General features: G+C 39.8%; 27 protein-coding genes and 1 tRNA gene. 15 read left to right on the forward strand and 13 right to left on the reverse strand.

Features of this window, described 5'->3' with window-relative positions; translation table 11 throughout:
• Positions 1-72 precede the first annotated feature (72 nt).
• Positions 73-681 (reverse strand): tetratricopeptide repeat protein, encoded by a 609-nt coding sequence (locus HCN_RS03725; RefSeq protein ID WP_002956921.1) that lies wholly within the window; start codon positions 679-681, stop codon positions 73-75.
• Positions 681-1,595 carry a tetratricopeptide repeat protein gene (locus HCN_RS03730; RefSeq protein ID WP_231900542.1) on the reverse strand — a complete coding sequence of 305 codons (915 nt, stop codon included), beginning with the start codon at positions 1,593-1,595 and terminating at the stop codon, positions 681-683. Before HCN_RS03730 ends, HCN_RS03725 begins: the two co-directional genes overlap by 1 nt.
• A 158-nt stretch (positions 1,596-1,753) precedes the next feature.
• On the opposite strand from HCN_RS03730, the gene traF reads away from it, so the two are divergent.
• Together traF and HCN_RS12355 are read left to right on the forward strand one after the other, a co-directional pair.
• Positions 1,754-3,523, forward strand: coding sequence for a conjugal transfer protein TraF (traF, locus tag HCN_RS03735; protein WP_232501876.1), 1,770 nt, complete (start codon positions 1,754-1,756; stop codon positions 3,521-3,523).
• Positions 3,524-3,560: 37 nt separating this feature from the next.
• Entirely contained in the window at positions 3,561-3,695 is a 135-nt protein-coding gene (locus HCN_RS12355; protein ID WP_002956916.1) for a hypothetical protein, read from the forward strand.
• Positions 3,696-3,844: 149 nt separating this feature from the next.
• Here the strand turns inward: HCN_RS12355 and HCN_RS03740 are convergent, their stop codons facing one another.
• The 11 genes from HCN_RS03740 to HCN_RS03790 all read right to left on the reverse strand — a co-directional run bounded on the left by HCN_RS03740 (position 3,845) and on the right by HCN_RS03790 (position 12,392).
• Positions 3,845-4,567, reverse strand: a complete 723-nt coding sequence (locus HCN_RS03740; protein ID WP_014666591.1) for a YebC/PmpR family DNA-binding transcriptional regulator — start codon at positions 4,565-4,567, stop codon at positions 3,845-3,847.
• A gap of 88 nt (positions 4,568-4,655) precedes the next feature.
• Positions 4,656-5,321 carry a hypothetical protein gene (locus HCN_RS03745; protein ID WP_014666592.1) on the reverse strand — a complete coding sequence of 222 codons (666 nt, stop codon included), beginning with the start codon at positions 5,319-5,321 and terminating at the stop codon, positions 4,656-4,658.
• Between the two features lie 17 nt (positions 5,322-5,338).
• Entirely contained in the window at positions 5,339-6,304 is a 966-nt protein-coding gene (gene hemB, locus HCN_RS03750) for a porphobilinogen synthase (protein ID WP_014666593.1), read from the reverse strand.
• Positions 6,305-7,567 (reverse strand): ArsS family sensor histidine kinase, encoded by a 1,263-nt coding sequence (locus HCN_RS03755; protein ID WP_002956912.1) that lies wholly within the window; start codon positions 7,565-7,567, stop codon positions 6,305-6,307. It lies immediately after the preceding gene.
• An 8-nt stretch (positions 7,568-7,575) separates the two neighbouring features.
• A complete protein-coding gene (gene arsR / locus HCN_RS03760; RefSeq protein ID WP_034548291.1) occupies positions 7,576-8,256 on the reverse strand; it encodes an acid response regulator transcription factor ArsR in 681 nt (226 codons plus the stop codon).
• 347 nt (positions 8,257-8,603) lie between these two features.
• Complete coding sequence (locus tag HCN_RS03765; protein ID WP_014666594.1) at positions 8,604-8,966, reverse strand: CiaD-like domain-containing protein; 363 nt, start codon at positions 8,964-8,966, stop codon at positions 8,604-8,606.
• Positions 8,948-9,208: a hypothetical protein gene (locus tag HCN_RS03770; protein WP_002956909.1), complete on the reverse strand. Its 261-nt coding sequence runs from the start codon at positions 9,206-9,208 to the stop codon at positions 8,948-8,950. The genes HCN_RS03765 and HCN_RS03770 overlap by 19 nt, the downstream gene beginning before the upstream one ends.
• A gap of 57 nt (positions 9,209-9,265) precedes the next feature.
• Positions 9,266-10,177: a tRNA 2-thiocytidine biosynthesis TtcA family protein gene (locus tag HCN_RS03775; RefSeq protein ID WP_014666595.1), complete on the reverse strand. Its 912-nt coding sequence runs from the start codon at positions 10,175-10,177 to the stop codon at positions 9,266-9,268.
• Between the two features lies 1 nt (position 10,178).
• On the reverse strand, positions 10,179-10,499 hold the full coding sequence (locus HCN_RS03780) for a hypothetical protein (protein WP_014666596.1): 321 nt from the start codon (positions 10,497-10,499) through the stop codon (positions 10,179-10,181).
• Positions 10,500-11,828 carry an MFS transporter gene (locus tag HCN_RS03785; RefSeq protein WP_002956906.1) on the reverse strand — a complete coding sequence of 443 codons (1,329 nt, stop codon included), beginning with the start codon at positions 11,826-11,828 and terminating at the stop codon, positions 10,500-10,502.
• 45 nt (positions 11,829-11,873) lie between these two features.
• Positions 11,874-12,392, reverse strand: coding sequence for a peptidylprolyl isomerase (locus HCN_RS03790; protein WP_014666597.1), 519 nt, complete (start codon positions 12,390-12,392; stop codon positions 11,874-11,876).
• A 139-nt stretch (positions 12,393-12,531) separates the two neighbouring features.
• Between HCN_RS03790 and HCN_RS03795 the strand changes: the two genes are divergently transcribed.
• The 13 genes from HCN_RS03795 (at position 12,532) to HCN_RS03855 (ending at position 22,387) form a co-directional block, all read left to right on the forward strand.
• Positions 12,532-13,530, forward strand: a complete 999-nt coding sequence (locus HCN_RS03795) for a hypothetical protein (RefSeq protein WP_231900544.1) — start codon at positions 12,532-12,534, stop codon at positions 13,528-13,530.
• Positions 13,531-13,695: 165 nt separating this feature from the next.
• On the forward strand, positions 13,696-15,048 hold the full coding sequence (locus tag HCN_RS03800) for a S41 family peptidase (protein WP_014666599.1): 1,353 nt from the start codon (positions 13,696-13,698) through the stop codon (positions 15,046-15,048).
• A gap of 25 nt (positions 15,049-15,073) precedes the next feature.
• Positions 15,074-15,787 (forward strand): phosphoribosylaminoimidazolesuccinocarboxamide synthase, encoded by a 714-nt coding sequence (gene purC, locus HCN_RS03805; protein ID WP_002956902.1) that lies wholly within the window; start codon positions 15,074-15,076, stop codon positions 15,785-15,787.
• An 18-nt stretch (positions 15,788-15,805) separates the two neighbouring features.
• Positions 15,806-16,048: a phosphoribosylformylglycinamidine synthase subunit PurS gene (gene purS / locus HCN_RS03810; RefSeq protein WP_014666600.1), complete on the forward strand. Its 243-nt coding sequence runs from the start codon at positions 15,806-15,808 to the stop codon at positions 16,046-16,048.
• Positions 16,045-16,704, forward strand: coding sequence for a phosphoribosylformylglycinamidine synthase subunit PurQ (purQ, locus tag HCN_RS03815; RefSeq protein ID WP_014667543.1), 660 nt, complete (start codon positions 16,045-16,047; stop codon positions 16,702-16,704). The genes purS and purQ overlap by 4 nt, the downstream gene beginning before the upstream one ends.
• Before the next feature lie 25 nt (positions 16,705-16,729).
• Positions 16,730-17,824 (forward strand): SH3 domain-containing protein, encoded by a 1,095-nt coding sequence (locus HCN_RS03820; RefSeq protein WP_014666601.1) that lies wholly within the window; start codon positions 16,730-16,732, stop codon positions 17,822-17,824.
• Positions 17,808-18,536, forward strand: a complete 729-nt coding sequence (locus tag HCN_RS03825; RefSeq protein ID WP_002956898.1) for a 1-acylglycerol-3-phosphate O-acyltransferase — start codon at positions 17,808-17,810, stop codon at positions 18,534-18,536. The genes HCN_RS03820 and HCN_RS03825 overlap by 17 nt, the downstream gene beginning before the upstream one ends.
• An 83-nt stretch (positions 18,537-18,619) precedes the next feature.
• Positions 18,620-18,695, forward strand: a tRNA-Ala gene (locus tag HCN_RS03830).
• Positions 18,696-18,790: 95 nt separating this feature from the next.
• The gene (locus tag HCN_RS03835) at positions 18,791-19,699 is read left to right on the forward strand and encodes a radical SAM protein (protein WP_014666602.1); all 909 of its coding nucleotides are present in this window, start codon (positions 18,791-18,793) and stop codon (positions 19,697-19,699) included.
• Positions 19,696-20,787 (forward strand): radical SAM protein, encoded by a 1,092-nt coding sequence (locus HCN_RS03840; protein ID WP_002956896.1) that lies wholly within the window; start codon positions 19,696-19,698, stop codon positions 20,785-20,787. The genes HCN_RS03835 and HCN_RS03840 overlap by 4 nt, the downstream gene beginning before the upstream one ends.
• A gap of 11 nt (positions 20,788-20,798) precedes the next feature.
• A complete protein-coding gene (locus HCN_RS03845; RefSeq protein WP_110580756.1) occupies positions 20,799-21,281 on the forward strand; it encodes a radical SAM protein in 483 nt (160 codons plus the stop codon).
• Positions 21,274-21,885: an SPASM domain-containing protein gene (locus tag HCN_RS03850; protein ID WP_002956895.1), complete on the forward strand. Its 612-nt coding sequence runs from the start codon at positions 21,274-21,276 to the stop codon at positions 21,883-21,885. The genes HCN_RS03845 and HCN_RS03850 overlap by 8 nt, the downstream gene beginning before the upstream one ends.
• Positions 21,886-21,895: 10 nt before the next feature.
• Positions 21,896-22,387: a class I SAM-dependent methyltransferase gene (locus HCN_RS03855; RefSeq protein WP_002956894.1), complete on the forward strand. Its 492-nt coding sequence runs from the start codon at positions 21,896-21,898 to the stop codon at positions 22,385-22,387.
• Positions 22,388-22,444: the final 57 nt, after the last annotated feature.

The raw sequence follows: 22,444 nt of genomic DNA on the forward strand, positions 1-22,444 counted from the left end.
TAGCTTCTTTAGCAATCCATATAAAAACACAAACCCCAAAGCTAGAACCCACTCACAGAATCTGCCCAAAGCCTAATTCATCTCTCTATATAAATCACAGCCTTGCTGATAGCCTAAATAACAAGCTTGTCCGTAGAAGCTTAAAGCCGCCTGTCTGCTTTTTGCCACGCCTATGCCCTTAGCATACATATCGCCTAGATTCACACACCCTGCCACGCTCCCACCAGCACAAGCCCTTTCATAAAGATTCAGCGCGTCCGCATAGTTTTTACTTACAAAAATCCCCTCTTGTGAAAGCACCCCTAGATTATTACACCCATCAGGCTCAAAGCGTGAGCAGGAGAATTTATAGAGTTGCAACGCCACGCCATAGTTTTGCTTCACACCTAGCCCATTTTGATATAAGATTCCAAGGTTGCTACACGCTTTTAGCACCCCACCATCACAAGCTTTTTTATAAAAATAAGCAGCCTTGCTATACCACTGCAGCCCATTTTCACCCTTCATATATTCGTGTGCGACAAAGTAGCAATCACTAGAGCTGCCTTCATTGCAGTTTTGTAGATACTCCGCCACTTTCTTTTTCATATCTGCACTTTCATAGTTATTCATATTTTCATCAGCTAAATACGCCCCAAACGCAACAGCACACATCACACCTAGTGTCAGCAAGATTCTCATTATTTCTCCTTTAGCTTAAGGGCTTTGTATTCTTCGCACCCCTCTTGGAATCCCAAATCACAAGATAGCCCATAATACTCCATCGCTTTTTTCTTATCTTTTTTTAGCCCCTTACCCGTAAAAAGCATTTCCGCGATATTAAAACACGCCCTATCATCTCGTGCCAAACACGCATCGCTATAATACAACCCCGCTTGTTTATAATCTCGCTTTATCCCAAGCCCTTCTTCAAACATCACGCCTAGATTATTACAGCCCCTAGGGTATCCGGCTTGGCAGGATTTGTGATAGAGATTGAGCGCGACTTCATAGTCCTGCCGCACACCTAGCCCATAATGATACAAGATTCCAAGTGAGCTACAACTCTGCCCAAAGCCCCCATCACACGCTTTGTAATAATAACTCGCACTCATTGCATAGTTTTGTGCTACACCGCTCCCTTGAAAGTAAAGCGTCCCAATAGCGTGGCACGCTCCCAAATCCCCATCATAGCACGCATTTTCATAGAGCCTTATAGCAGTGCTAAACTCCCCATTAAGCCACGCATTATATGCTTCTTGTAATTCACGCGAGGGCTGTGCATTAGCATTATACGAGGCTTGTGCTTGTGGTGTTAAGGCTTTAGGGGGCGTGATTTCTTCAGGCTGTGGAGTAGTTTGCATAGATTCAAGTGGAAGTTCTAGTATCGGCAGTTGAGCTTTATTTAGCGTAGAATCTGGTGTAGAATCTGCAGGTGTAGAATCCACAAGTGCGGAGCTTTTCTCAATCTGTGGAGCGATATACTCGCTATTTGGCGTTGGGCTAAGTGAGCTAGGACTCACCATATCGCCCTCACCGCCAATAAGGCTTGTCGCCACGCCCAAGCCCATAACCAAACCTATGACATACAATCTCGCCTTCTGTGGTGTCATCATTATTCCCTTCTGCGAATAGAATTCTATATTAAAAATAGCTAAAAGTGTTCCTTTTTTTAAGATTCTAGCAAAAATTTTAAAAACTTTTATGCGAAAGTCTGTAAAATGGCACGATTTTTTTTACTTGAAGATTCTAATAAATGTTTATAGAGGTGCGTATGCGACCAAAACACAAGAAAATGGGACATAGGACAATGAGACATAAAGTAATGGCACTAGCGATGTGTGCGGGAGTAAGTGGCTTTGGCTTGGAGTTTGGATCACAGGGGCAGGTCTCTGCTGGTATGGGCGGGGCAGGTGTGGCTGTGCGTGATTCTGCGTGGGGGCTATACTATAACCCTGCATTGCTAGGAGCAGATAGACGCACGAAAATGGGTTATAGCTTTGGGATTGCTTTTAAAGAGCAAAATCTCTTGCAGCTTGCCACCATTGATGTGGATAATCTCAAAAATCTCCCACAAACGCTTACAAATCAGCTCACCGGTCCAAGTAGTGGCGGCACAAGTGTTAAGATCAGCGGCAAACCTGTAAGTGGTGCATTGGGCGGAATGCTTAATGCTCTTTTTCCAAATAGTGGTGGCAATATTAATAATGACGCTGTGCAAACACTTGTGCAGGAAGTAACAGGACAACAAGCAACAACTTGCACCGATGTAAGCGATTGTTGGGATAAAATTACTGACCAAACGGCGTTGGAAAAATTGAAAGACAAACTTGCAGGGGCAGCCACAGGGGGAGGCTCTCCGCTTGTGGGAAGCATTATTGATGGTGTTGATGTGGCTAAGCTACCTGAAATTATGAAAGAAGTTTCAAGTGGAACTTTTGATGCTAGTAAGATGTTAGAGAAAGTAGGAAAAATAACGATTGCAAAAGGGGCAGATTCTGTTATTGATAAGCTTTTAAATGACTTTGGCGTGATAGATGGAGCATTAAAGGGCAATGATGTGAATCTTGCCACACAAAATGGCTTTGTCTTTCAGTTTGCTGGGGATAAAGGCTCAAGGCGAGTGGAGAGCGATAGCTTAGGCACAATCAATGTCCAAGAGATAGATTCAGGGCGTGGAGCAGTGGGGATAGGGCTATTTGCTTCAGCATTTTCTAATGCCTCGGCACAGATTGATCCAAATAATAATAAGCTCATTTTTGATTTAGGCGGGAAGTATTATCAGGCAAGTATCAATGGCGATAGTGTAACGCTTGAGTATTTGACAGGGACAAATAATCTCAATGGCTCAATTATGAATCCACAGGCACAGCATACTTTGTATGCCAACGCCTTAGCCCTTGTGGAGATTCCAATAGGCTATGGGCATACGATTTTTACACCTATGGGTGATGTGAATCTAGGCTTGGCGGTGAAATTTATCCAAGGGATTGGCTATGGTGATAAGGTTAATTTTGCTGTGGGGAATATGCCAAGCGTGAGTGTGGATAAAAATAAAATGGATATGGCTCAAACCTTTGGACTTGACTTTGGACTGCTCTATTCGCCAAGATTTGTGAAGAATCTTCATCTTGGGCTTGTGGCTAAGAATGTCAATTCCCCCACCATTAACCGCACTGGTGTGGCAGATACGACACTTCACCCGCAGGTGCGTGCAGGGGTGAGCTATGAGATGATGGACTTTCTCACTTTTGCCTTTGATGCAGATGTGCTGCCAAATGAGACACTCTCACTCTCAAGCCCCAAAAGTCAGTTTTTTGGCGGTGGGGTGATGGCGAACTTTAAAAAGGTGGATTTCCGCCTTGGGGCTATGCAGGATATCCGCTCAAATGCGGGAGAGGGGCTAATCCTAACCGGTGGGCTAAATCTCTTTGGATTCTTAGATGTGGCTATGCAGTATGGGCTAGGGCAGAATATCACTATACAAGGCATAAATGTGTCAAACTATATGAGCTTACGCGTAGGCGGTCAGTTTAGCTTCTAGGGGGCTTTTGTCAATTTGTGAGTCTAAGGCGTAATCCTTGCAGATAGCAGGAGATATAAGGCGAAAAATCTCTGTAAATCTAGCCTTTGTTATACTAAATCTAACCCTTGTCATACTGAGCTTGAGCGAAGTATCTAGCTTCAACAAAAGTATGGCAAGGGAGATTCTGTAGATACTTCGCCCTCAAAGGCTTCAGTATGACAAAAAAGTGTCTGTTAATGAAAGAAAAATAGGGGATAAAGCAGGTTAGGATTCTAAGAGGGATTTGCTAGATTTAGGGCAGATTCTAAGCTAGGCTAGAATCTGCTTGTTATTTGGGAGTTATTCAATATTTGTATAAACGGCTTGGACATCATCATCTTCTTCAATTTTATCAAGGAGCTTTTCAATCTCTTGGAGTTGTGTTTCATCAAGTGTGATTGGGGAGGTTGGGATTCTCTGTAATGTAGCCTTTGAGATTGGAATCTGTAAGCTTTCAAAGCCTTCATTCAATCGTCCAAAGTCCGTATAATCCCCATAAGCGATGTAATACTCTCCCTCTTCATCGCTTAGCTTTTCTAGCTCTTCTAGTCCATAGTCAATAAGGGCGAGTTCTAGCTCTTCTATATCGTGGCTATCTTGTGTGCGGAACTCAAAGACACTTTTGCGTGAAAACATAAAATCAATAGAGCCATTGGTAAGAATACTTGCATTTGGCGTTTTGTTAAAGTAGCTTTTGATATTGGCGATAGTGCGGGTTGGGTTATCTGTGGTGCATTCTATAAAGATAAGCACACCATAGGCTGCCTTGCCCTCATAGGTGATTTCACTAAAGATTCCATCTTTGCCACTGGCTCGTTTGATTGCCGCATCAATATTATCTTTTGGCATATTTTGTGCCTTGGCGTTGGCAATGGCGGTGCGGAGCTTGGCATTCATCGCTGGGTCAGATCCGCCCTCTTTGGCAGCAACGGTGATGGCTTTAGCAAGTTTAGGGAAGACTTTACTCATCTTATCCCATCGTTTTTCTTTGGCGGCTCGGCGATATTCAAATGCTCGTCCCATAATATATCCTTTGGATTTAGAATCTAAAAGGTGGCATTATAGCTAAAGCTTGGCGGATTATTCAATATTTAGGGAAATTTAAAGGCTTTTACATTGGGTCAAACTGATAATACTCTAAAAGCTTATAAATGGTTTGTTTATTTGGTGTGGGCTTTGCCTGAAAGATTCCAAGGTTATTAGCGGAATCTATACATTCTAAAAAATCAAGCAAGATATGATAATGAGGGCGGTTAAAAAAGTCGTGGATAATAATGATACTTTGCGGACAATATAAAATCGCATTCAAAGCACACGCCACGCGAAACCGCCCATCAATAAAGATCGTATCAATCTGTGAGCGGAGTGTAGAATCTAGACTGACAAAGATACTTTGGGAATAGAGTGGAAAGCTATGTCTTTGGCTCTCATCTTTTGGGAAGCCCCACTTTTGCACTTCGCCGATGTTAATGGGATAGAATCTCAAGCGATTGTGGGCAAGGGCGTTTTGGATAAGGCTATTTTGGGATAGCTCATTGATAAAAGCAGGGTTAGATTCCACGCTAAAGATTTGTGCTTGTGTAAGATAACAGAGTAAAAATGTGCTACCGCCACAGCCAAATTCTATATAGGCTTTGGATTTGAGTGCGTATTGTGTGAAAAGGGTAATTTCTGCGGGTAGGGCATACATTGGCACAAAAGTATCGGGTATAAAAGTTTGAGATGTGGCTGGGGAAGTAGAAACTGCTAGGCATTGATTAGGGCTAGAATCTAGCAAGGTAAGCCCTTAAGATTCTAAAGAAGTTTAGCTATCTCTTTAGTGTGATAGCTAATGATAATATCCGCTCCCGCACGCTTAAAGCCTGTGAGTGTTTCAAATAAAACGCGTTCATAGTCAATAAGATTGGCTTTTTGCGCGTGTTTTAGCATAGCATACTCCCCGCTAACATTATACACAGCTAAAGGCAGCAAAGTGCGGTCGCGAATATCACGCACAATGTCTAAATAGGCTAGGGCTGGTTTTACCATTAAAATATCCGCTCCTTCAGCTTCATCGGTTAGGCTCTCTAAAATAGCTTCCCTGCGATTAGCACTATCTTGCTGATAAGAGTTTCTATCGCCAAAGCTTGGAGCGGAGTTTGCCACATCGCGGAATGGTCCATAATAGCCACTTGCAAATTTAGTAGAGTAGCTCATAATGGGGATATGAGAGAATCCGCCTTTATCTAAATAGGTGCGTATTGTGCTTACCATTCCGTCCATCATCGCACTTGGGGCTATCATATCCCCACCGCAACTTGCAAGGACTAAGGCTTGTTGCCCTAGAATCTCAAGTGTGGCGTCATTATCTACACTATTAAGATTCTTATCTAAGATTCCACAATGTCCGTGGTCTGTGTATTCACAAAAGCATAAATCAAGTGTGATAATCATCTGCGGAAAATGTTTTTTTATGGCTTTTATGGCTTGTGGGATAATGCTTTTATCACTCAAAGCCTCGCTTCCACAAGAATCTTTGTGGCTTGGCAAACCAAAAAGGAGAATATGGTATATGCCAATATTGAGTAATTCCTCGCATTCTTTAAGGATATTATCAACGCTTAGTTGAAACACATCTGGCATAGAGGGGATTTCATTTTTGACATTTTGCCCTTCAATCACAAAAAGCGGATAGATAAAATCCTGCTTATGTAATCTAGTTTCTCTTACAAGCTCTCGCATAGGGGCTTTTAGGCGTGTGCGTTTTAGTCGTCTAAACATTTAATCTCCTTTTTTGGGTTTAATGGGGCAGTAGTTTTCCACCACACAATGATGAATGATGAAAACATTACAACCATCTTCGTATTTGTAGCTAAAGTCAAAGCCTTGATTATCAAGGGTATTTTTGATGATATACATTCCTAAGCCAAAGCCTTGCGATTGTGGGGACTTTTCATTTTTGAAATAGGGCTTGAAGTAGTCTTCTAGCGGATATTGCAAGGCTTCACCCTTAGAGCTAGTGTAGAGCTTGTCATTTTTAGTATAGACACGCACTTTGCCATCTGCACTGTATTTTATGGCATTATCAAGGAGATTTTTTAATGCAATAGCAAAAAGGTCAAAATCCGCTTTGATAAGGGCATTTTCGCTCTCTAGCGTAATGGGGCTAGAATCGTGGATAAGGAGCATTTCTTCAGTGTGATGAATAAGATCGTATAAGAGAAACTCTTGCTTGTTGATATGGTAGCTTTTGGAGTTGATTTTCTCAATCTTTGCAAATTCGTTGATTAGGTCATTAAGACGCATAAAGGCGGAGCAAAGCTGCTGTTTTTGGCTGTCATTTTCCACCATTTCAGCCACAATTCGCCCTTTTGTGATGGGCGTTTTTAGTTCGTGCATAATGGAGCGTAAAAGTAAGGAGCGAGATTCATTTAAGCTTTTAATTTTATTTGACGCTTTGTGAAACTCACAATATAGCTCACCAATCTCATCTTTTGTATTTTGCCTATATTGCGGGGTAAAAGCACCATCGGCAAATTGCTTAATCTGCCCTTTTAGAATCTTAAGGGGCATTAGGCTTTTTAGGACGATGAAAAACACAAAGGTTAAAAGGATAATACCAATAAGCGTGATAATGTAAAAATCCTCATAAGATTTGCGGGAGTTGTCTTTATAGAGTGTAGTTTCATTGTGCGTTTCAAGCAGGATATAAATGCCATTTTGGGTGTTGATTGCCTTTGCAAATACGCCTTCAAAGTCTGTGGGGAGCTTGTTAATCTCTTGCAAAACGCGTTTAATCTCTTCTTCTTCCACCGGCACAAATTGCATTGTTTGAAGATATTGCTTGATGATTTGGATATTGCCACCATATTGCATTATTTCGTTGATTGTTGTGGTGAATTGTGAGTATCGCAGCTCGGATAAAAGATTCTCATTTTCTATATGATCTTGGATAAAGTAGTAAGAGATAGCAAAAAAACTTAGCAACGCACAAAGAAACAAAATGATGATTTTAAAAAAGATAGAGTGCCGAAAGGAAAGCATAGAATACCCTATGCTTCAAGCTTGTAGCCAACACCACGCACGGAGATGATGTATTGGGGTTGCTTTGGGTTTTCCTCTATTTTGGAGCGGAGGCGTCCTATGATGACATCAATGCTTTTATTTGAGCTTTCAGGGTTAATAGATTCAGATTCAATAGCGATGGCTTCGCGTGAAAATACATGCCCTTTTTTGCTGATAAGTAGAGTGAGAATCTCATATTCCGCACGGGTAAGCTCTAGCTTTTTGTCTTTGAAAAATACTTGGCGGCTGTATTTGTCAATCTTAAATACGCTATCTTTTTCCTTATCTTGCTCTTTAATACTCTTTTTATTGTAGCGTCTAAGGAGCGATTGGATTCTAGCCACTAGCTCCTTTGGGTCATAGGGCTTTGAGATATAGTCATCTGCACCGCTTTTAAGGGCTTCAACCTTATCATCAACATCGCTTCGTGCGGAGGATACGATAATAGGAATGCTATTTTGCTTTGCTACGCGTTTGCACACTTCTAAGCCATCAAGATTAGGCAAAGTCAAATCAAGGAGCAAAACATCAAAATGTTTCGCATTAACCGCACTCATTCCGGTGTATGGCTCATCATAATTAGTAACATTCATATCATATTGTTTCAAAAAGCCTGTGATAATTTCTGCTAATTCTACATCATCTTCAATCATTAAAACTTCTAGCATTGTGTAACCTTTAATTGTGGTAAAAAAGTTAGGGATTGTATAACAAAACACTTTTTAGATAGCTTAAGTATTGTTTTGGGATTGTCAAAGGAGAGAAAGAAACCGCTCAAGTGGGGGCTTGAGCAGCTCAATAAAGGTTTAGTTGTCATCGGTGTGAGCATCTAGGGAAACAAGGAGGAAGTTGGAGGGGGATAATCTCCTTTGAGATGATGCTCACAATGGTTAATCCATCACCTCGCCCTATCTCATTCAGGCTAAAGGCTGGGAGAATTCTAAAGGGCATTGTTAAACAATAATTTAATGATGATTAACAATCTTGTAAAAACAATATACAAATTAAAATATAATTATTTTTTTAGGAGTTCTAAACGCTCTTGAATCACATTCAGCTGATGTTCAAGGAAGTGGGTTGTGATACGCAGAGCAGATTCTATATTTTGATTATGCTCTGCCTTTAGTCCTTCAAAAAGCACCAAAAGTCGCTCCTGCAAACCTTCTAAAAACTCGCATTCTTCTTTTAAGGATTCAGCACTTTTATGCGTGGAGTGGGGCATTTCAGTAATAGGATTTTCAGCAAGGGGTGGAGTGAATGGGCTATCAAAGGTATGAAAAGTTTCTGCTAATTCTATGGGTTTAGCTTGTGAATCTTGCGTGAAAGATAGATGTGAGAGTTCATTAATCGTTTCAAGTATTAAATCTTTGAGTTCCATTGGAAAAGCCACCTTTGAAATTGGATTGTTTCATCTTGGGATTGTGGGTTAAGGAATTGCTCTTTACGCATTTCATTAACTTGCGGGAAGTTATTTTGTGTAAGCATAAGGTATTTTATGGCTTGTTGTGCGTCTTTGTTATTCGGCTCTTGGAGTAGAATCTCGCGATAGATTTTTAACGCGTCTTCTTTCAGTCCGTGCATTTCATAGATTCTAGCAAGTGTAATTGATTTGATACTCAAAGCCTTTGCTCCTACTTCAAAAGATGAAACGCCACATTGTATAATGATTTTGCTAATTTAAATATTAAGATAGTTTGTGTCGCAGAAACTTCCGGCGTGAATGTTGCTAAAGGCATTTTTTAGAGATTTGAAAAAGTTTGGATTTTCACTTTCCATATTTTTTAAAAACTGCTTTGTGGCTTCCCTTGCATAAGGCTTTTTATCAGAATCTAGCCAGTTAATGGGGCAATTGCAATCAGGTGCAATGTAGATGCCATTACTTGCGATAAAATCAATAATCTGCCGCTCACGCATAAAAATCAAAGGGCGTATCACTTCTAGCCCATTCTCCGCACGATAAATAGGCGGCATAGACCGCATAGCTCCATTATAAGTGAGATTCATAAAAAAGCTCTCCGCCGCATCATCTAAATGATGTGCTAAAGCGAGTTTGTTATAGCCATACTCTAAGGCTTTGCTGTATAACGCCCCACGCCGCATACGAGAGCAAAAGCTACAATAAATCGTCCCCTCTCTTTTATTCTGCTCTAAAATCTCATAAATATCCGTGCGGTATAGCTCATAGGGAATGCCTAGCTTTTCACAATATTCAAAAATATATTCATATTCTCCACCCCTACCATAATCCACGGTTAAAGCCTTAAACTCAAACTTAAAGGGTGCGTGTCTTTGCATATAGGCTAAAATCGTGGCTAAAAGGATAGAATCTTTCCCACCGCTTAAGCCTAAAAGCACCTTATCGCCCTCTTTGATGAGATTGTATTGTGCATTTGTCTTGCCTACAAGGCTTAGGATTTTTTTGCTGATTTTTGGTGCTTCTTTCGTCTTAGAGCTTTTTTTGCAATCCCCACTAGAATCCGCACTGGAATCTGCAGATTTCACAAAATCCCCTTGAGATTCTGCTCTAAAACTAGAATCTACACTCCATTTTTGGATTTTAGCATTAGTGATATGCGTAGCGTTATACATTTTATTCCTTTGTGTTTGGGGGAGTTTTCAACCTATGCTCTTTGTGAATATCCCCCCACTTTTCCACAAACTCATCATAAGACATTGTGTGTGTTTCAAATCTCTTTTCTTCATCTCTCCAATACCGCAGGAACACCTTATGTGAATCCTTAGGCAATGTTATTTCTATATAATCTTTACTACCATCTTCTGCTTTTATATAGATAGGCTCATCATCGGTTTTAGACTTTTTCTTTGTGAAATAATCTCTATTTTGATAGATAAGAAAGCAAAGGTATGTCCCCATCACTAAAGCGATAATGATTTTTTCATAAAATTCCATTTACGGTTGCTCCACATTAAGAGTTTTTAAAATCTGTGCTTCATTTGTAAGTGTAGCGTCATATTTAATGATAGCAAGATTCTCATTTTCATTAATGTAAAATTCAATCACGCCTTGAATCTGCTCTAGCTTAGGCAGTGCTTGAGTGATAGAATCTTTTAATGGGAGATAGATATTTTGATGATTTGCAGGATTTGTAAGAAATATTGCCAAAATAACAGCCCATACCACACATACCGCAGCAATGATAAGTGAAAGATGAAACAATCCTATCTCTTCATACAGCCACCCACCGCACATTCCGCCAAGGGCTGAACCCACATAGCCAAGTGTGGTAAAAACACCAAGGGCTGCACCTTTTTGATGAGCTTTAGGATAGCGACTAGCAAGGGATTGCATAATAGGCTCGTGGATAGCAAAGCCGATAAAAAAGACTAAAACCCCCGCAGCAAAAAGCAAAAGGTTTTCTTGTGGTGTGGCAAATGCCATAAGGAAGTAAGACAACACAAAAGCAAAGATTCCAAAAAGCATAACGGCTTTAAACTGCCCCTTTTTTTGTGCAAAGATTGATGAAGGACCCATCGCAAAAACGCCTACAAGTGCCGCAGGAGCATAGACTTTCCATAAATCCCCTTCTGTTAAATTAAAATGATGTGTTAAAGCAAGGCTTATACATACAAAGGCAAAAATCATTAAAAACTTCTGCAAAAATGCACTGAGATTCATAATCAGCAGATTCTTATCCTTTAGCACATTGCTTGTATCCGTGTCATTGAAGTGATATTTTACACTTGGTGTATCAGGGACTTTCCAATATAAAATAAGCAAGGACAGCACACAAAAGGCACTTGTGATGAGAAATAGGGCATTCAGCCCAAAGGTGCTTGCCACAATGGGGCTTAGAAGCATAGCTAAAACAAAGCTTATGAAAATCCCAGCTCCCATAATCGCCATTGCTTTGTTGCGTTCTTCTTCTTTGACTAAATCGGCAATTTGCGCACTCACCACACCGCCAACAGCCCCCGCTCCCTGCAAGAATCGTCCAATAATAAGCATAGTGATATTTTCCGCAAACGCACAAACCAAAGAGCCAAATAAAAAGATAAAAAACCCAATACCTACGATATGTTTGCGGTTGTATTTATCACTCCAGATTCCAAAGGGTGTTTGAAAAATGATTTGCGTTAAGGCATAGCCACCAGCGGCAAGTCCAGCCAAAAACGCCGTGGTGTGAAACTCATCAGTATAAAGCCCAATGATAGGCAAAACAATAAAAAGTCCAAAAAACCGCAGACTAGAAATTAAAGCAAGAGGAAAAACAGCTTTCATTTGATTCCTTATGATGTCTTAAAATGTGCCGCTAGAGATGAAAATCTAGCGTGATGAAGCAATGCTAATAGATTCTATAATATCCCCTTGCTTAATGCTATCAAGCACCTTAAAAGATTCTAAATCTCCCGTTTCAATTCCACCAAAAACGGTATGCTCTCCATCAAGGTGAGGTTGCTGGGCAAAGCAGATAAAAAACTGGCTACCGCCGGTGTCTCTACCAGCGTGTGCCATTGATAGCACACCTTTTTTGTGCTTGTGTGGATTGTTATCTAGCTCACATTTGATTCTATATCCCGGTCCGCCTGTGCCATTACCGATAGGACAACCGCCCTGTGCGACAAAGCCTTGTATCACACGATGAAAGGTTAAACCATTGTAGAATCCACTTTGGGCTAGAGTGGCGAAATTTGTAACACTCTGTGGTGCATCGGTATTAAAGAGTTTTAAGGTCATTGTGCCTTTGCCCTCTCCATTTGGTGATTTTACCGCTATGAAAGCATATTGTAGCTTTTCTAGCTCATCTTGATTTACATCAAATACTTTGAGTTCCTCTCTAAACATTGTTTGCTCCTTAAGGTTATTTAAGATTTATAGAATGAAAGCCGATATTGGCTTTGATACAGATTCTACATTGTAATGTAGAAAGTGTGGGGATTTTACCGATATTAGTTTAATAATATTTCAATGAAAGGTGTTGGCGGTGTTTAGGCAGGGTGTTGTTTTTACCATATTTGTGGCTTTAATGTATATGGTGAATCCTGCCTTGCTTTATGGCTCCGAAGATTCTCTGCAAGAAGTTATGGAGGGGTATGAAAGCCCACAAAAGCTTTTTATGCCACAAGATACAAAAAATCATAGTGGCAAAGATTCTCATTCTAACACACTTTCCACATCTCATAATCCACAATCTCAAGGCATTTCCCCACGAGATATGAAGCTCCCAAAATTGCCCGATTGGATTTACAGCACAGCCATTATTGAATCTTCTTTTAATGATGGGTCGTTTAAAAAGGGTTTGGGGACATTGCTGAAAAACGGCTTTTATATTACATCTTCGGAAGTCATCTACGATGGCACAATTACCCCCACAAAGATTTATGCAAAGATGCAAGATGATTTTAATGCAAATATAATGTGCGTGGCACAGCTTAGCATTAAGGCAATAGACTTAGATTCGGGACTTGCACTTCTAAAGGTGGCAAAATATGTGGATAGCTATTGTCAAATGCGTCCCATAAAGAGCTATTATCAAGATAGAATCTACAAACATTTTGGGGTAAATGTTTTTGCTTCAAGTGTTAGGATTAAGCTACAGACAGAGGTATATTATCCTTATCTTGATGATGAATTTGTGTTTATTCAGCAGAGTTTGAAGCTCACCAAATTTGCAACATATTATGACTTTGATAGAAGGGTTGAGCAGGTGTATGGCTTTGAGATGGGGCGGGATTCTTATGAGGAATTTACCTATGGCAGGGCATTTTATGATAAAAATGGCGTGTTTTTGGGCATTATGAGTAGAGCAGGGGTTGGGTATTTGCCGGTGTTTATTAATCGCAATGTGATTCAGGATTTTTTATGTGATGTGCAGGATAAGGAGATTATCAATGAAGAGTTTGTGCGTAATGCGTGTAAGAAACTAGGGAACAAAAGAGAGCGATTTTTTACTGATATGAAAGGACGCACAATCTTTTATTAGGCTTAGCTTAGATTCTGTTTAAGTCAGTCTTTAACATCTTAATCAACGATAGCATTTTGGAGAGGATCTTGCTTAAAGTAGAATCTGTTAGGAATATATATATTTTTTTGGGTAGAATACAGCTTTTGTAAAATCCAAAAACAATCAATCACTAAAGGCATAATTATGATGAGTAAATCGCGTGTTGTTTTGGCGGGTATCATTGCATCATTGCTAATAAGTTCGGCTTTATTTGTTGGGCTATCAGCCGATGAGGCTCAAAAGTCAAAGCCAAAAGTGCAAGAAGTCAATAAGGTAGAATCTTTTAAAAAACTCCGCCGTATTATGGGGATTGTGGAGGAATATTATGTTGATGAGTTGAGTTTTGATGAGATTGTAGATAAGGCTATTGATGGGCTTTTAAGCAATTTGGACGCACATTCAAACTATTTAAACAAAAAGAAATTTGATGATTTGCGTGCAAATACCGATGGCGAGTTTGGCGGGATTGGTATCACCGTTGGGTTAAAAGATGGTGCATTGACCGTTATTGCACCTGTTGATGATACACCCGGCGATAAGGCTGGGCTAAAAAGCGGCGATGTGATTATCAAAGTAAATGATCAAAGCACCATTGATATGAGTATTGATGATGCGGTGAATCTTATGCGTGGTGCGCCTAAGTCAAAGGTAGAGCTTACAATTGTTCGTAAGGGAGAATCTAAGCCTTTGGTGTTTAATATCGTGCGTGATATTATCAAAATAGATTCTGTCAAAGTGCGTAAAATTGAGGAGAGTAACTTTGCGTATGTGCGTGTGGCGTCATTTGATAAAAATGTAACGCGTAATGTAACAAGCGGATTAAAGCAATTGGGGAAAGTTGATGGAATTGTGCTTGATTTGCGTAATAATCCCGGTGGTGTGCTTGATCAAGCGGTGGATTTAAGCCGATTGTTTATTAAAAGTGGTGTGATTGTCTCACAAAAAGGACGCACAAAGCAAGAAAATATTGAATATAAGGCAAAAGGTGCATCGTATGGAGATGTGCCTGTGGTTGTGCTGATAAATGGCGGAAGTGCAAGTGCAAGTGAGATTGTCGCAGGGGCGTTGCAAGATCATAAAAGAGCGGTGCTAATAGGGGAGCAGACATTTGGAAAAGGTAGTGTGCAAACGGTAATGCAGTTGGATCAAAATGAGGGGTTAAAGCTCACAACTGCCAAATACTATCTCCCTAGTGGCAGGACGATTCAGGCGGTGGGCGTTACCCCAGATATTGTCGTATATCCGGGTGTGGCACCAGAGAATGAAAATAGCTTTAGTATTAAAGAATCTGATTTGAAGCGACACTTGCAAGGGGAGCTAGATAAGGCAAATGCGGATAAGACAAATCAGCAAACAAACAAAGCTGAAGCTCCAAAAGATGATAAAAAGCTTGTTACACAGAGTATGATATACCAAGATATTCAGCTTAAAACTGCCATTGATGTATTAAAGGCGTGGGGTGTTATAGGCACTTTCGGCACGAATAAAGCAAAATAAAAATCAAGTCAAACAAAGGAGAACTATGCAAAAAGAAGCAATGTTGTATGAAGGAAAGGGTAAGAAACTTTTTGCCACGAGTGATGAAAATGTGGTGATTGCGGAATTTAAAGATGATTTAACAGCTTTTAATGCCGAGAAAAAAGGTGTTGAATCTGGCAAAGGTGCTTTAAATTGTCAAATTAGCTCTTTGCTTTTTGAGCTTTTATCAAAAAATGGCGTGGAGAGCCACTATATCAAACGCTTAAATGACATTGATATGCTTTGTAAAAAAGTGAGTATTATTCCCATTGAAGTGGTTGTGCGAAATATTGCCACAGGCTCACTCACAAAGCGTTTAGGCATAAGTGAAGGGAGTGTGTTGCCTTTTGCTTTGGTGGAGTTTTATTACAAAGATGACGCATTAGGCGATCCTATTATCAATGATGAGCATTGTAAGATTCTAGGTTTAGTCAAAGAGCAAGGTGAGCTAGAAGTGCTTAAGGCTGAAGCAAGAAAGATAAATGAGATTTTGAGAGATTTTTTTGATAAAAGGGGCTTAAAGCTTGTTGATTTTAAGCTTGAATTTGGGTGGGATAAAGATTCTAAAATTATTTTGGCTGATGAGATTAGCCCAGATAGCTGTCGTTTTTGGGATAAGCAGACAAATCAAAAGCTAGATAAAGATAGATTTAGACAGAATCTAGGCAGTGTCAAAGTGGCGTATGAAGAAGTGCTAAAACGCATTTTAGAATCTTAAGAGTAAGAAAGGGAGTATATGCAGGTTAGAGTTCTTGTTTCACTTAAAAATGGGGTGCTTGACCCACAGGCAAAGGCTATTTTTCACGCTTTGAATGCACACGGATTTGAATCTTTAAAGGGTGTTAAGCTTTCAAAAGGGATTTTGCTAGATTTGCAAGAAGATAATGCGGATAAAGCCTATGAAATTGCAAAAAATATGTGTGAAGAGTTGCTTACCAATATTGTGATTGAAGATTATAATATTGAGATTGTTCAATGAAAGTAGCTGTGGTTAGATTCCCGGGGACAAATTGCGAGTTTGATACGCAGTATGCCTTTGAAAAGCTTGGGGCGGAAGTATGTATTCTTTGGCACAAACAGAGTGAGATTCCAGCAGATACACAGCTTGTGGTTGTGCCCGGTGGCTTTAGCTATGGGGATTATTTGCGTTGTGGGGCGATTGCACAATTTTCGCCGATTATGAAAGCGATTAAGGAGTATGCTTTGCAAGGTGGCAGGGTGCTTGGAATCTGCAATGGCTTTCAGATTCTGTGCGAAGCGGGATTGCTACCCGGAGCCTTAAAACGCAATGAGAATCTGCACTTTATTTCAAAAATACAAACATTGCGTGTGGTGAATAAAAATAATATTTTTCTGCGTTCTTATGCTAAAAATCAAGAGATAGCCCTGCCTATTGCACACGCCGATGGCAATTATTTTATTGATGAGAGTGGTTTAGAGGCATTGAAGGCAAATGAGCAGATTCTGCTTGAGTATGTGGATAATCCTAATGGTTCGGTTGGCGGAATTGCTGGGGTGTGTGATGAAGCTAAAAATGTCTTTGGGCTTATGCCCCACCCGGAGAGAGCGATTGAAATGGTGCTTGGTGGCTGTGATGGGGTGGCGATGCTTGATAACCTTTTGCAAAAAGTTTAAGCAAAGAAGTTTAAGGAGTTAGAGAATGGGTAGGCTTCAAAATCTTTTATGGGTGTTGTTGTTTATTTTTGGACTAAATTTTGCCTATGCTGATACGCCTTCAAAAATTGCTTATCTCAATGTGGAATTTCCAAGTAATGATACAAGCTTGTATGTGGGGCAGGATATTGCTGTAAAGTATAGCCTAACCCTGCTTTCTCAAGCTAAACTTGTGGGTGTTGAGTTTCTAAATTTTAGTCAAAAAAATAATGTGGAGCTAAAAAATAAATCCGCGAGTTGGCAAGAGGGTAGCAATGGAATCTTGCAAAATACTTATGTGTATAAGATTAAAGGTAAAAATGTCATCTTGCCCCCTTTGCGTGTGAAAGTAGCTTCAGCTGATGGGAGCTATGAAGAAGAGGTGGTCGCTAATGGAGCGAAGTTTCAGGCTGTGGAGCTAAATAATAATCCAAACTATGCAAATGTCATTGCAGATTCAATGGAAGTTGTGGATTATCGTGTGAAAGAATATGATGAGCAAAATAATGTAGTTATTTTTCAAATTGAAAGCAGAGGCGGCACACTTCAAAGTATGAAAATAGGGCAGTATGCCAAGCAGGGCTTGGAAGATAGCAAGGTGGTTGATGGTGTAACTTATGGAATCTATTATGTTGTGCTAGATAAGGCTTTGCGTTCTTTGTCGTTTGATTATTTTAGTTTGAGTAAAAAGCAGTTTGTGAATATCACTCTGCCTATTAATCTCACGCGTAACAGCATTGATGAGGGCGGGGATATTAAACCACGCAATACTTTTTTGATGTTTAAGAATCTATTGCTTGGTGGGCTTATCGTTTTTGTGGTTTTAGTGTGGGTTGTGTTTAAAAAAATCCGTAAGATAAGTCTCGTTGTGCTTGTTGCGCTTCTTTTATTGTTGGTATACAATATCTTTTTTAGTGCGACTTCAGGTGTGGTGCAAACTGGGGCGAATATTAGCATTATCCCATCGCATAATTCTACGATTATGGAAGTGGTCAAAACACCCACAAAAGTGGATATTATAGGCGAGTATGAGGAGTATTATAAGATTATTATAGATTCTAAAGTTGGCTGGATAAGGAAAGAATATGTGGGCAAAAACTAGAGCGATTTTTGCGACACTCTCCATTGCGTTGTATCTGCCTATTATTATCGCACAGATTTATTTGACGCGTTTTAAGGAAAATGGTAGGTGGGCTAGACGGCAGTGTCGTTGGTTTTTTAGCTTAAATGGTTTATCGGTTGAGCGTGTGGGGGACTACGATAAGGATGCACAGCTTTTGGCGATGAATCATCAAAGTGTTACGGATATCATTTACTTTGAAGGCTTCCATCCGGCTAATTTGTGCTGGGTAGCTAAAAAACAGCTTGGCGAGATTCCACTTTATGGACACGCACTCAAAGCTCCTGATATGATTTTGATTGATAGGGAAGATAAGAATGGGATTGTATTTTTGCTAAAAGAAGCTAAGAAGGCACTAGCACAAAATCGCCCTATTGCTATTTTTCCAGAAGGCACGAGAAGTAAGGGGGGAGAGAAGTTTTTGCCTTTTAAGCCCGGGGCTAGGATTCTAGCTTCTAAGTTGAAGCTTAGAATCCAGCCTGTGGTGCTTATTAACACGCGTAAGTTGTATAATACTTCGCCTTTGTCTATTGAAACAAATAAGGCTAGAGTGGTGCTTATGGAGGCTTTTACACCAGACTTTGATGATGAAAATTGGTATAAAAAGCTTGAAGTGAGTATGCAGGAAGTGTATCTTAAACACTACCACGAGCTAAATAAGATGGATTTAAGCAACAATTTGGCACAATGTTAGTCTCTTTTTGGTTGCGAGATTCTGCTTGTTTGGTAAATTTGTCCTTTTTTGCGATGTTTTTTTGAAAGTTTCTTTATTTTTTTGGGGTGTTAGCTCAGTTGGGAGAGTGCAACGCTGGCAGCGTTGAGGTCAGGGGTTCGACCCCCCTACACTCCACCATTAGGTTATTTTTTAGTTTAAAAGGTGTTTGTTATGATACAACTTGAGAATAAAAGTATTATTACCCCCCCCCCCCCACATACAATTATGTAGCTTTGTTTCTCACGCTTCATTGTAATCTTTCTTGCCCATATTGTATTAATCTCAACGAAGCGAATTCTAGTAGAAAAAGTGTTATCCGCAATCATATTGAGCCGGAGAAGTGGCTGGATTTTATTGCACGATTAGAGCTTTATGATAAAAATGGAGTGTGGCGTGAGGATATGCCACTAACCTTGCAAGGTGGAGAGCCTACCACCTATAAAGGTTTTTATACGCTTGTAAATGGGATTCCAAATAAGTTTAAGCTTGATTTACTTACAAATTTTATGTTTAATGTCGATGAATTTATAGACAAGATTCCAGCTTCAAAATTTACCCGTGATGCAAAATATGCCGCCATTCGTGTGAGTTATCACCCCGGGCAAAATAAGATAGAAGATTTGATACAAAAGCATCATAAAATGCGTGACGCTGGGTTTTATGTAGGAATCTACTCTGTTGCTACACCGCAGAATCTTGCACATATCAAGGAAGTTCAAGATATTTGTTTAAAAGAAGGTATTGATTTTCGGTTGAAAGAATACCTTGGATTTGATGGTAAGGAGTGGCACGGGACATACAAATATCCAGAGGCAATTTCTCAAAATGTCAATCGTTTTTGCGAGTGCAAAACAAGTGAGTTGCTTATCGCCCCAAATGGTGGAGTGTATAGATGTCATTCAGATTTATATGAATCTCGCACACCTATTGGCAGCATTTTGGATCCAAAGTTTCAGATTCAAGACATATACCGCCCTTGCTTTGTATATGGACACTGCAATCCTTGCGATATAAAGGTAAAAACAAATCGTTTTCAAGAGTTTGGTCATACTTCAGTTGATATTAAGCATATAAGGGATTTAACACCTTTAGAATCTAATGCCCTTGCAAATGGTGATTATGGCTTGGGGATAGAAAAATGAGCGATAAATTTCGTATAGATTCTCATAAATTGCTTTTTCATCCTAAGCGTGTAAGCCAGTGGCAAGAGGCGTATGGAGATTGGGAAAAAGAAAAGCTTATCTATCCCATTTATGTGGAGGTCTCACCCTATGGGGGCTGTAATCATCGCTGCACTTTTTGCGGGGTTGATTATATGGGCTATAAGAGTATTAAGATTGATGTAGATGTGTATGCTAGGGCAATAGCAGATATGGGGAGACTTGGTGTTAAAAGTGTAATGTTTGCTGGGGAGGGAGAGCCATTTTTGCATAAAGATTTACCGCAAATGGTGGCATTAAGTAAAGATTCTGGCGTTGATGTAGGCATCACTACAAATTTTGTAATGGCAAATGAAAAGAATTTACCCACTATACTTAAATATGCAAGTTGGATAAAAGTCAGCCTTAATGCTGGGGACAAAGAAAGCTATGCCAGAATTCATCGCACTAAAGAGGCGGATTTTGAAAAAGTGCTTGAGAATCTGAGCTTGGCTGTGCGTTTGAGGCAGGAGCAAGGCTCTTCTTGCACAATTGGAGCACAAATGCTACTCTTACCACAAAACTATCATACCACTTTTATACTTGCTTCTCGCCTTAAGGCAATAGGCGTTGATTATCTTGTGATTAAGCCTTATTCACAGCATTTATTTAGCAAGACAAGAGAATATGAAAGGCTTGATTATACCGCTTATCTTGCTTTGGAGCAGCAGCTTGATACGCTTAATGATGGGCAATTTCAAGTGGTGTTTAGGGCACAAACAATGAAAAAACTCCAAACAAAACAAACTTATGAGAAATGCTACTCTACACCATATTTTTGGGGATATATTTCTTCAAATGGCGATGTGTATGGGTGTAGTTGTTATTTAGGACAGGAAAAGTTTGCTTATGGAAATATCAATAGTGGAAGTTTTGAATCTATTTGGCAGGGCGATAGACGGGCTGAAAATGCAAAATTTATACGAGAAAAGCTGAATATATCACAATGTAGGGTGAATTGCCGTATGGATTCCGTCAATCGTTATTTGTGGGAGCTTTCTCACCCAAATTCTCATATTAATTTTATCTAAAAGGCAGAATGATGAATAAGAAGTTTGTTTTAGATTCACACAAGTTGCATTATCATTTTGAACGCGTTGCGGAGTATGCAAAAAATGGGGATTGTTACCCCATATATATGGAAGTATCTCCTGTTGGCTTATGTAATCATAGGTGTGTGTTTTGTGCATATGATTATATTAACTATCCAAATCGCAAGTTGGATAAAGAGAGATTTTTAAGCTTTCTTGATGAGGCACTTGGACTAGGTATTAAAAGTATATTATACGCAGGAGAGGGAGAGCCACTCTTGCACCCGCATATTGGGGAGTTTGTGCAAAGAACAAATGAGCTTGGTATAGATGCAGGTATGTTTAGTAATGGTGAAATGCTAAGTGAAAAGAAAGCCCGTGGTGTGTTGCCATATTTAAAGTTTTTGCGTTTTAGCTTTAATGGTGGGAATGCTGAAACTTATGCCAAGATTCACAAACCAAATGCGGGGGGGGGGGGGCAACCTTATGAGTAAAGTTATTCAAAATATCGCCTATGCAGCAAAATTACGCAAAGAAGAGAATCTAGAGCTTGATTTAGGTTCGCAGTTTGTGTTGCTTGAAGAAAATAAAGATTCCTTGCTTGAAGGGGTGCAGACACTTAGGGAATGCGGTGTGGATTTTATCTCTATTAAGCCTTTTGTATTTCAAAATGAGCAACAAAAATATCGCTCCAAGCAAGACTTAGATTCTGAAGAGATTGCTTCTCTTGTTGCAAGGGCAAAGGTATATGAGACGGATAATTTTAAGGTTATTTTTAGAGAGAATGCTTTTGAAAATACCCATCAAGAGCGTCAATACAAGCATTGTCGTGGGTGCAGTTTTATTACCACATTAAATTCCGCTGGAGATATGGCGACTTGTCTGCCTTATTGGGATAAGCAGGAATTTGTCTATGGCAATATTTATAAGCAGAATTTTTATGAAATATGGAATGGTGAGAAAAGAGCCAAAATTAAAACTTTTTTAGAAACAAAGCTTGATGTTGGGACTTGTCCTAAGAATTGTCGTCCTAATGCGATTAATGAATTTTTGGAAGACATTTTAGAAGCAAAAGTCAAGCATATTAATTTTATCTAAAGGAGTGAAAATGCAAAACGCTAAATCCAAAACAAAAACATTCAACGAATGCGTAGAATCCTATAATGATGGCAAAAAAGGCGATATGGGCTATATCTCATCGTATGTGTATTGGCACGATCCTGTGCGTGTAGCAATAAGTGCTTCTCGTTATAAGTTTGTTTCAAAGATGATGAGTGGGCTTGATAAGGTGCTAGAGCTTGGCTGTGCTGATGCCTTTTACTCACAAATCGTAGCTGATAGGGTTGGCACACTTGTAGCGAGTGATTTTGATGAATTGTTTATTGGACAGGCAAAGGAACTAGGTAGGGCTAAGAATATGGAGCTTAGAGTGCTTGACTTGACCAAAGAGCCTTGTGAGAATGAGTTTGATGGGGTATATGCTCTTGATGTGCTTGAGCATATCCACCCAAAAGATGAAGATGCCTTTATGCGTAATATTACACGCGCATTGAAAAAGAATGGTGCGGATTCTGTTTCTGGTGGTGGGGGGGGGGTATAGCCATATTTGGCATACCTAGTCTTGAAAGTCAAGTCTATGCAAGTAGAATGAGCAAAC

The organism is Helicobacter cinaedi PAGU611 (genome assembly GCF_000284635.1).
GTDB lineage: Bacteria > Campylobacterota > Campylobacteria > Campylobacterales > Helicobacteraceae > Helicobacter_C > Helicobacter_C cinaedi.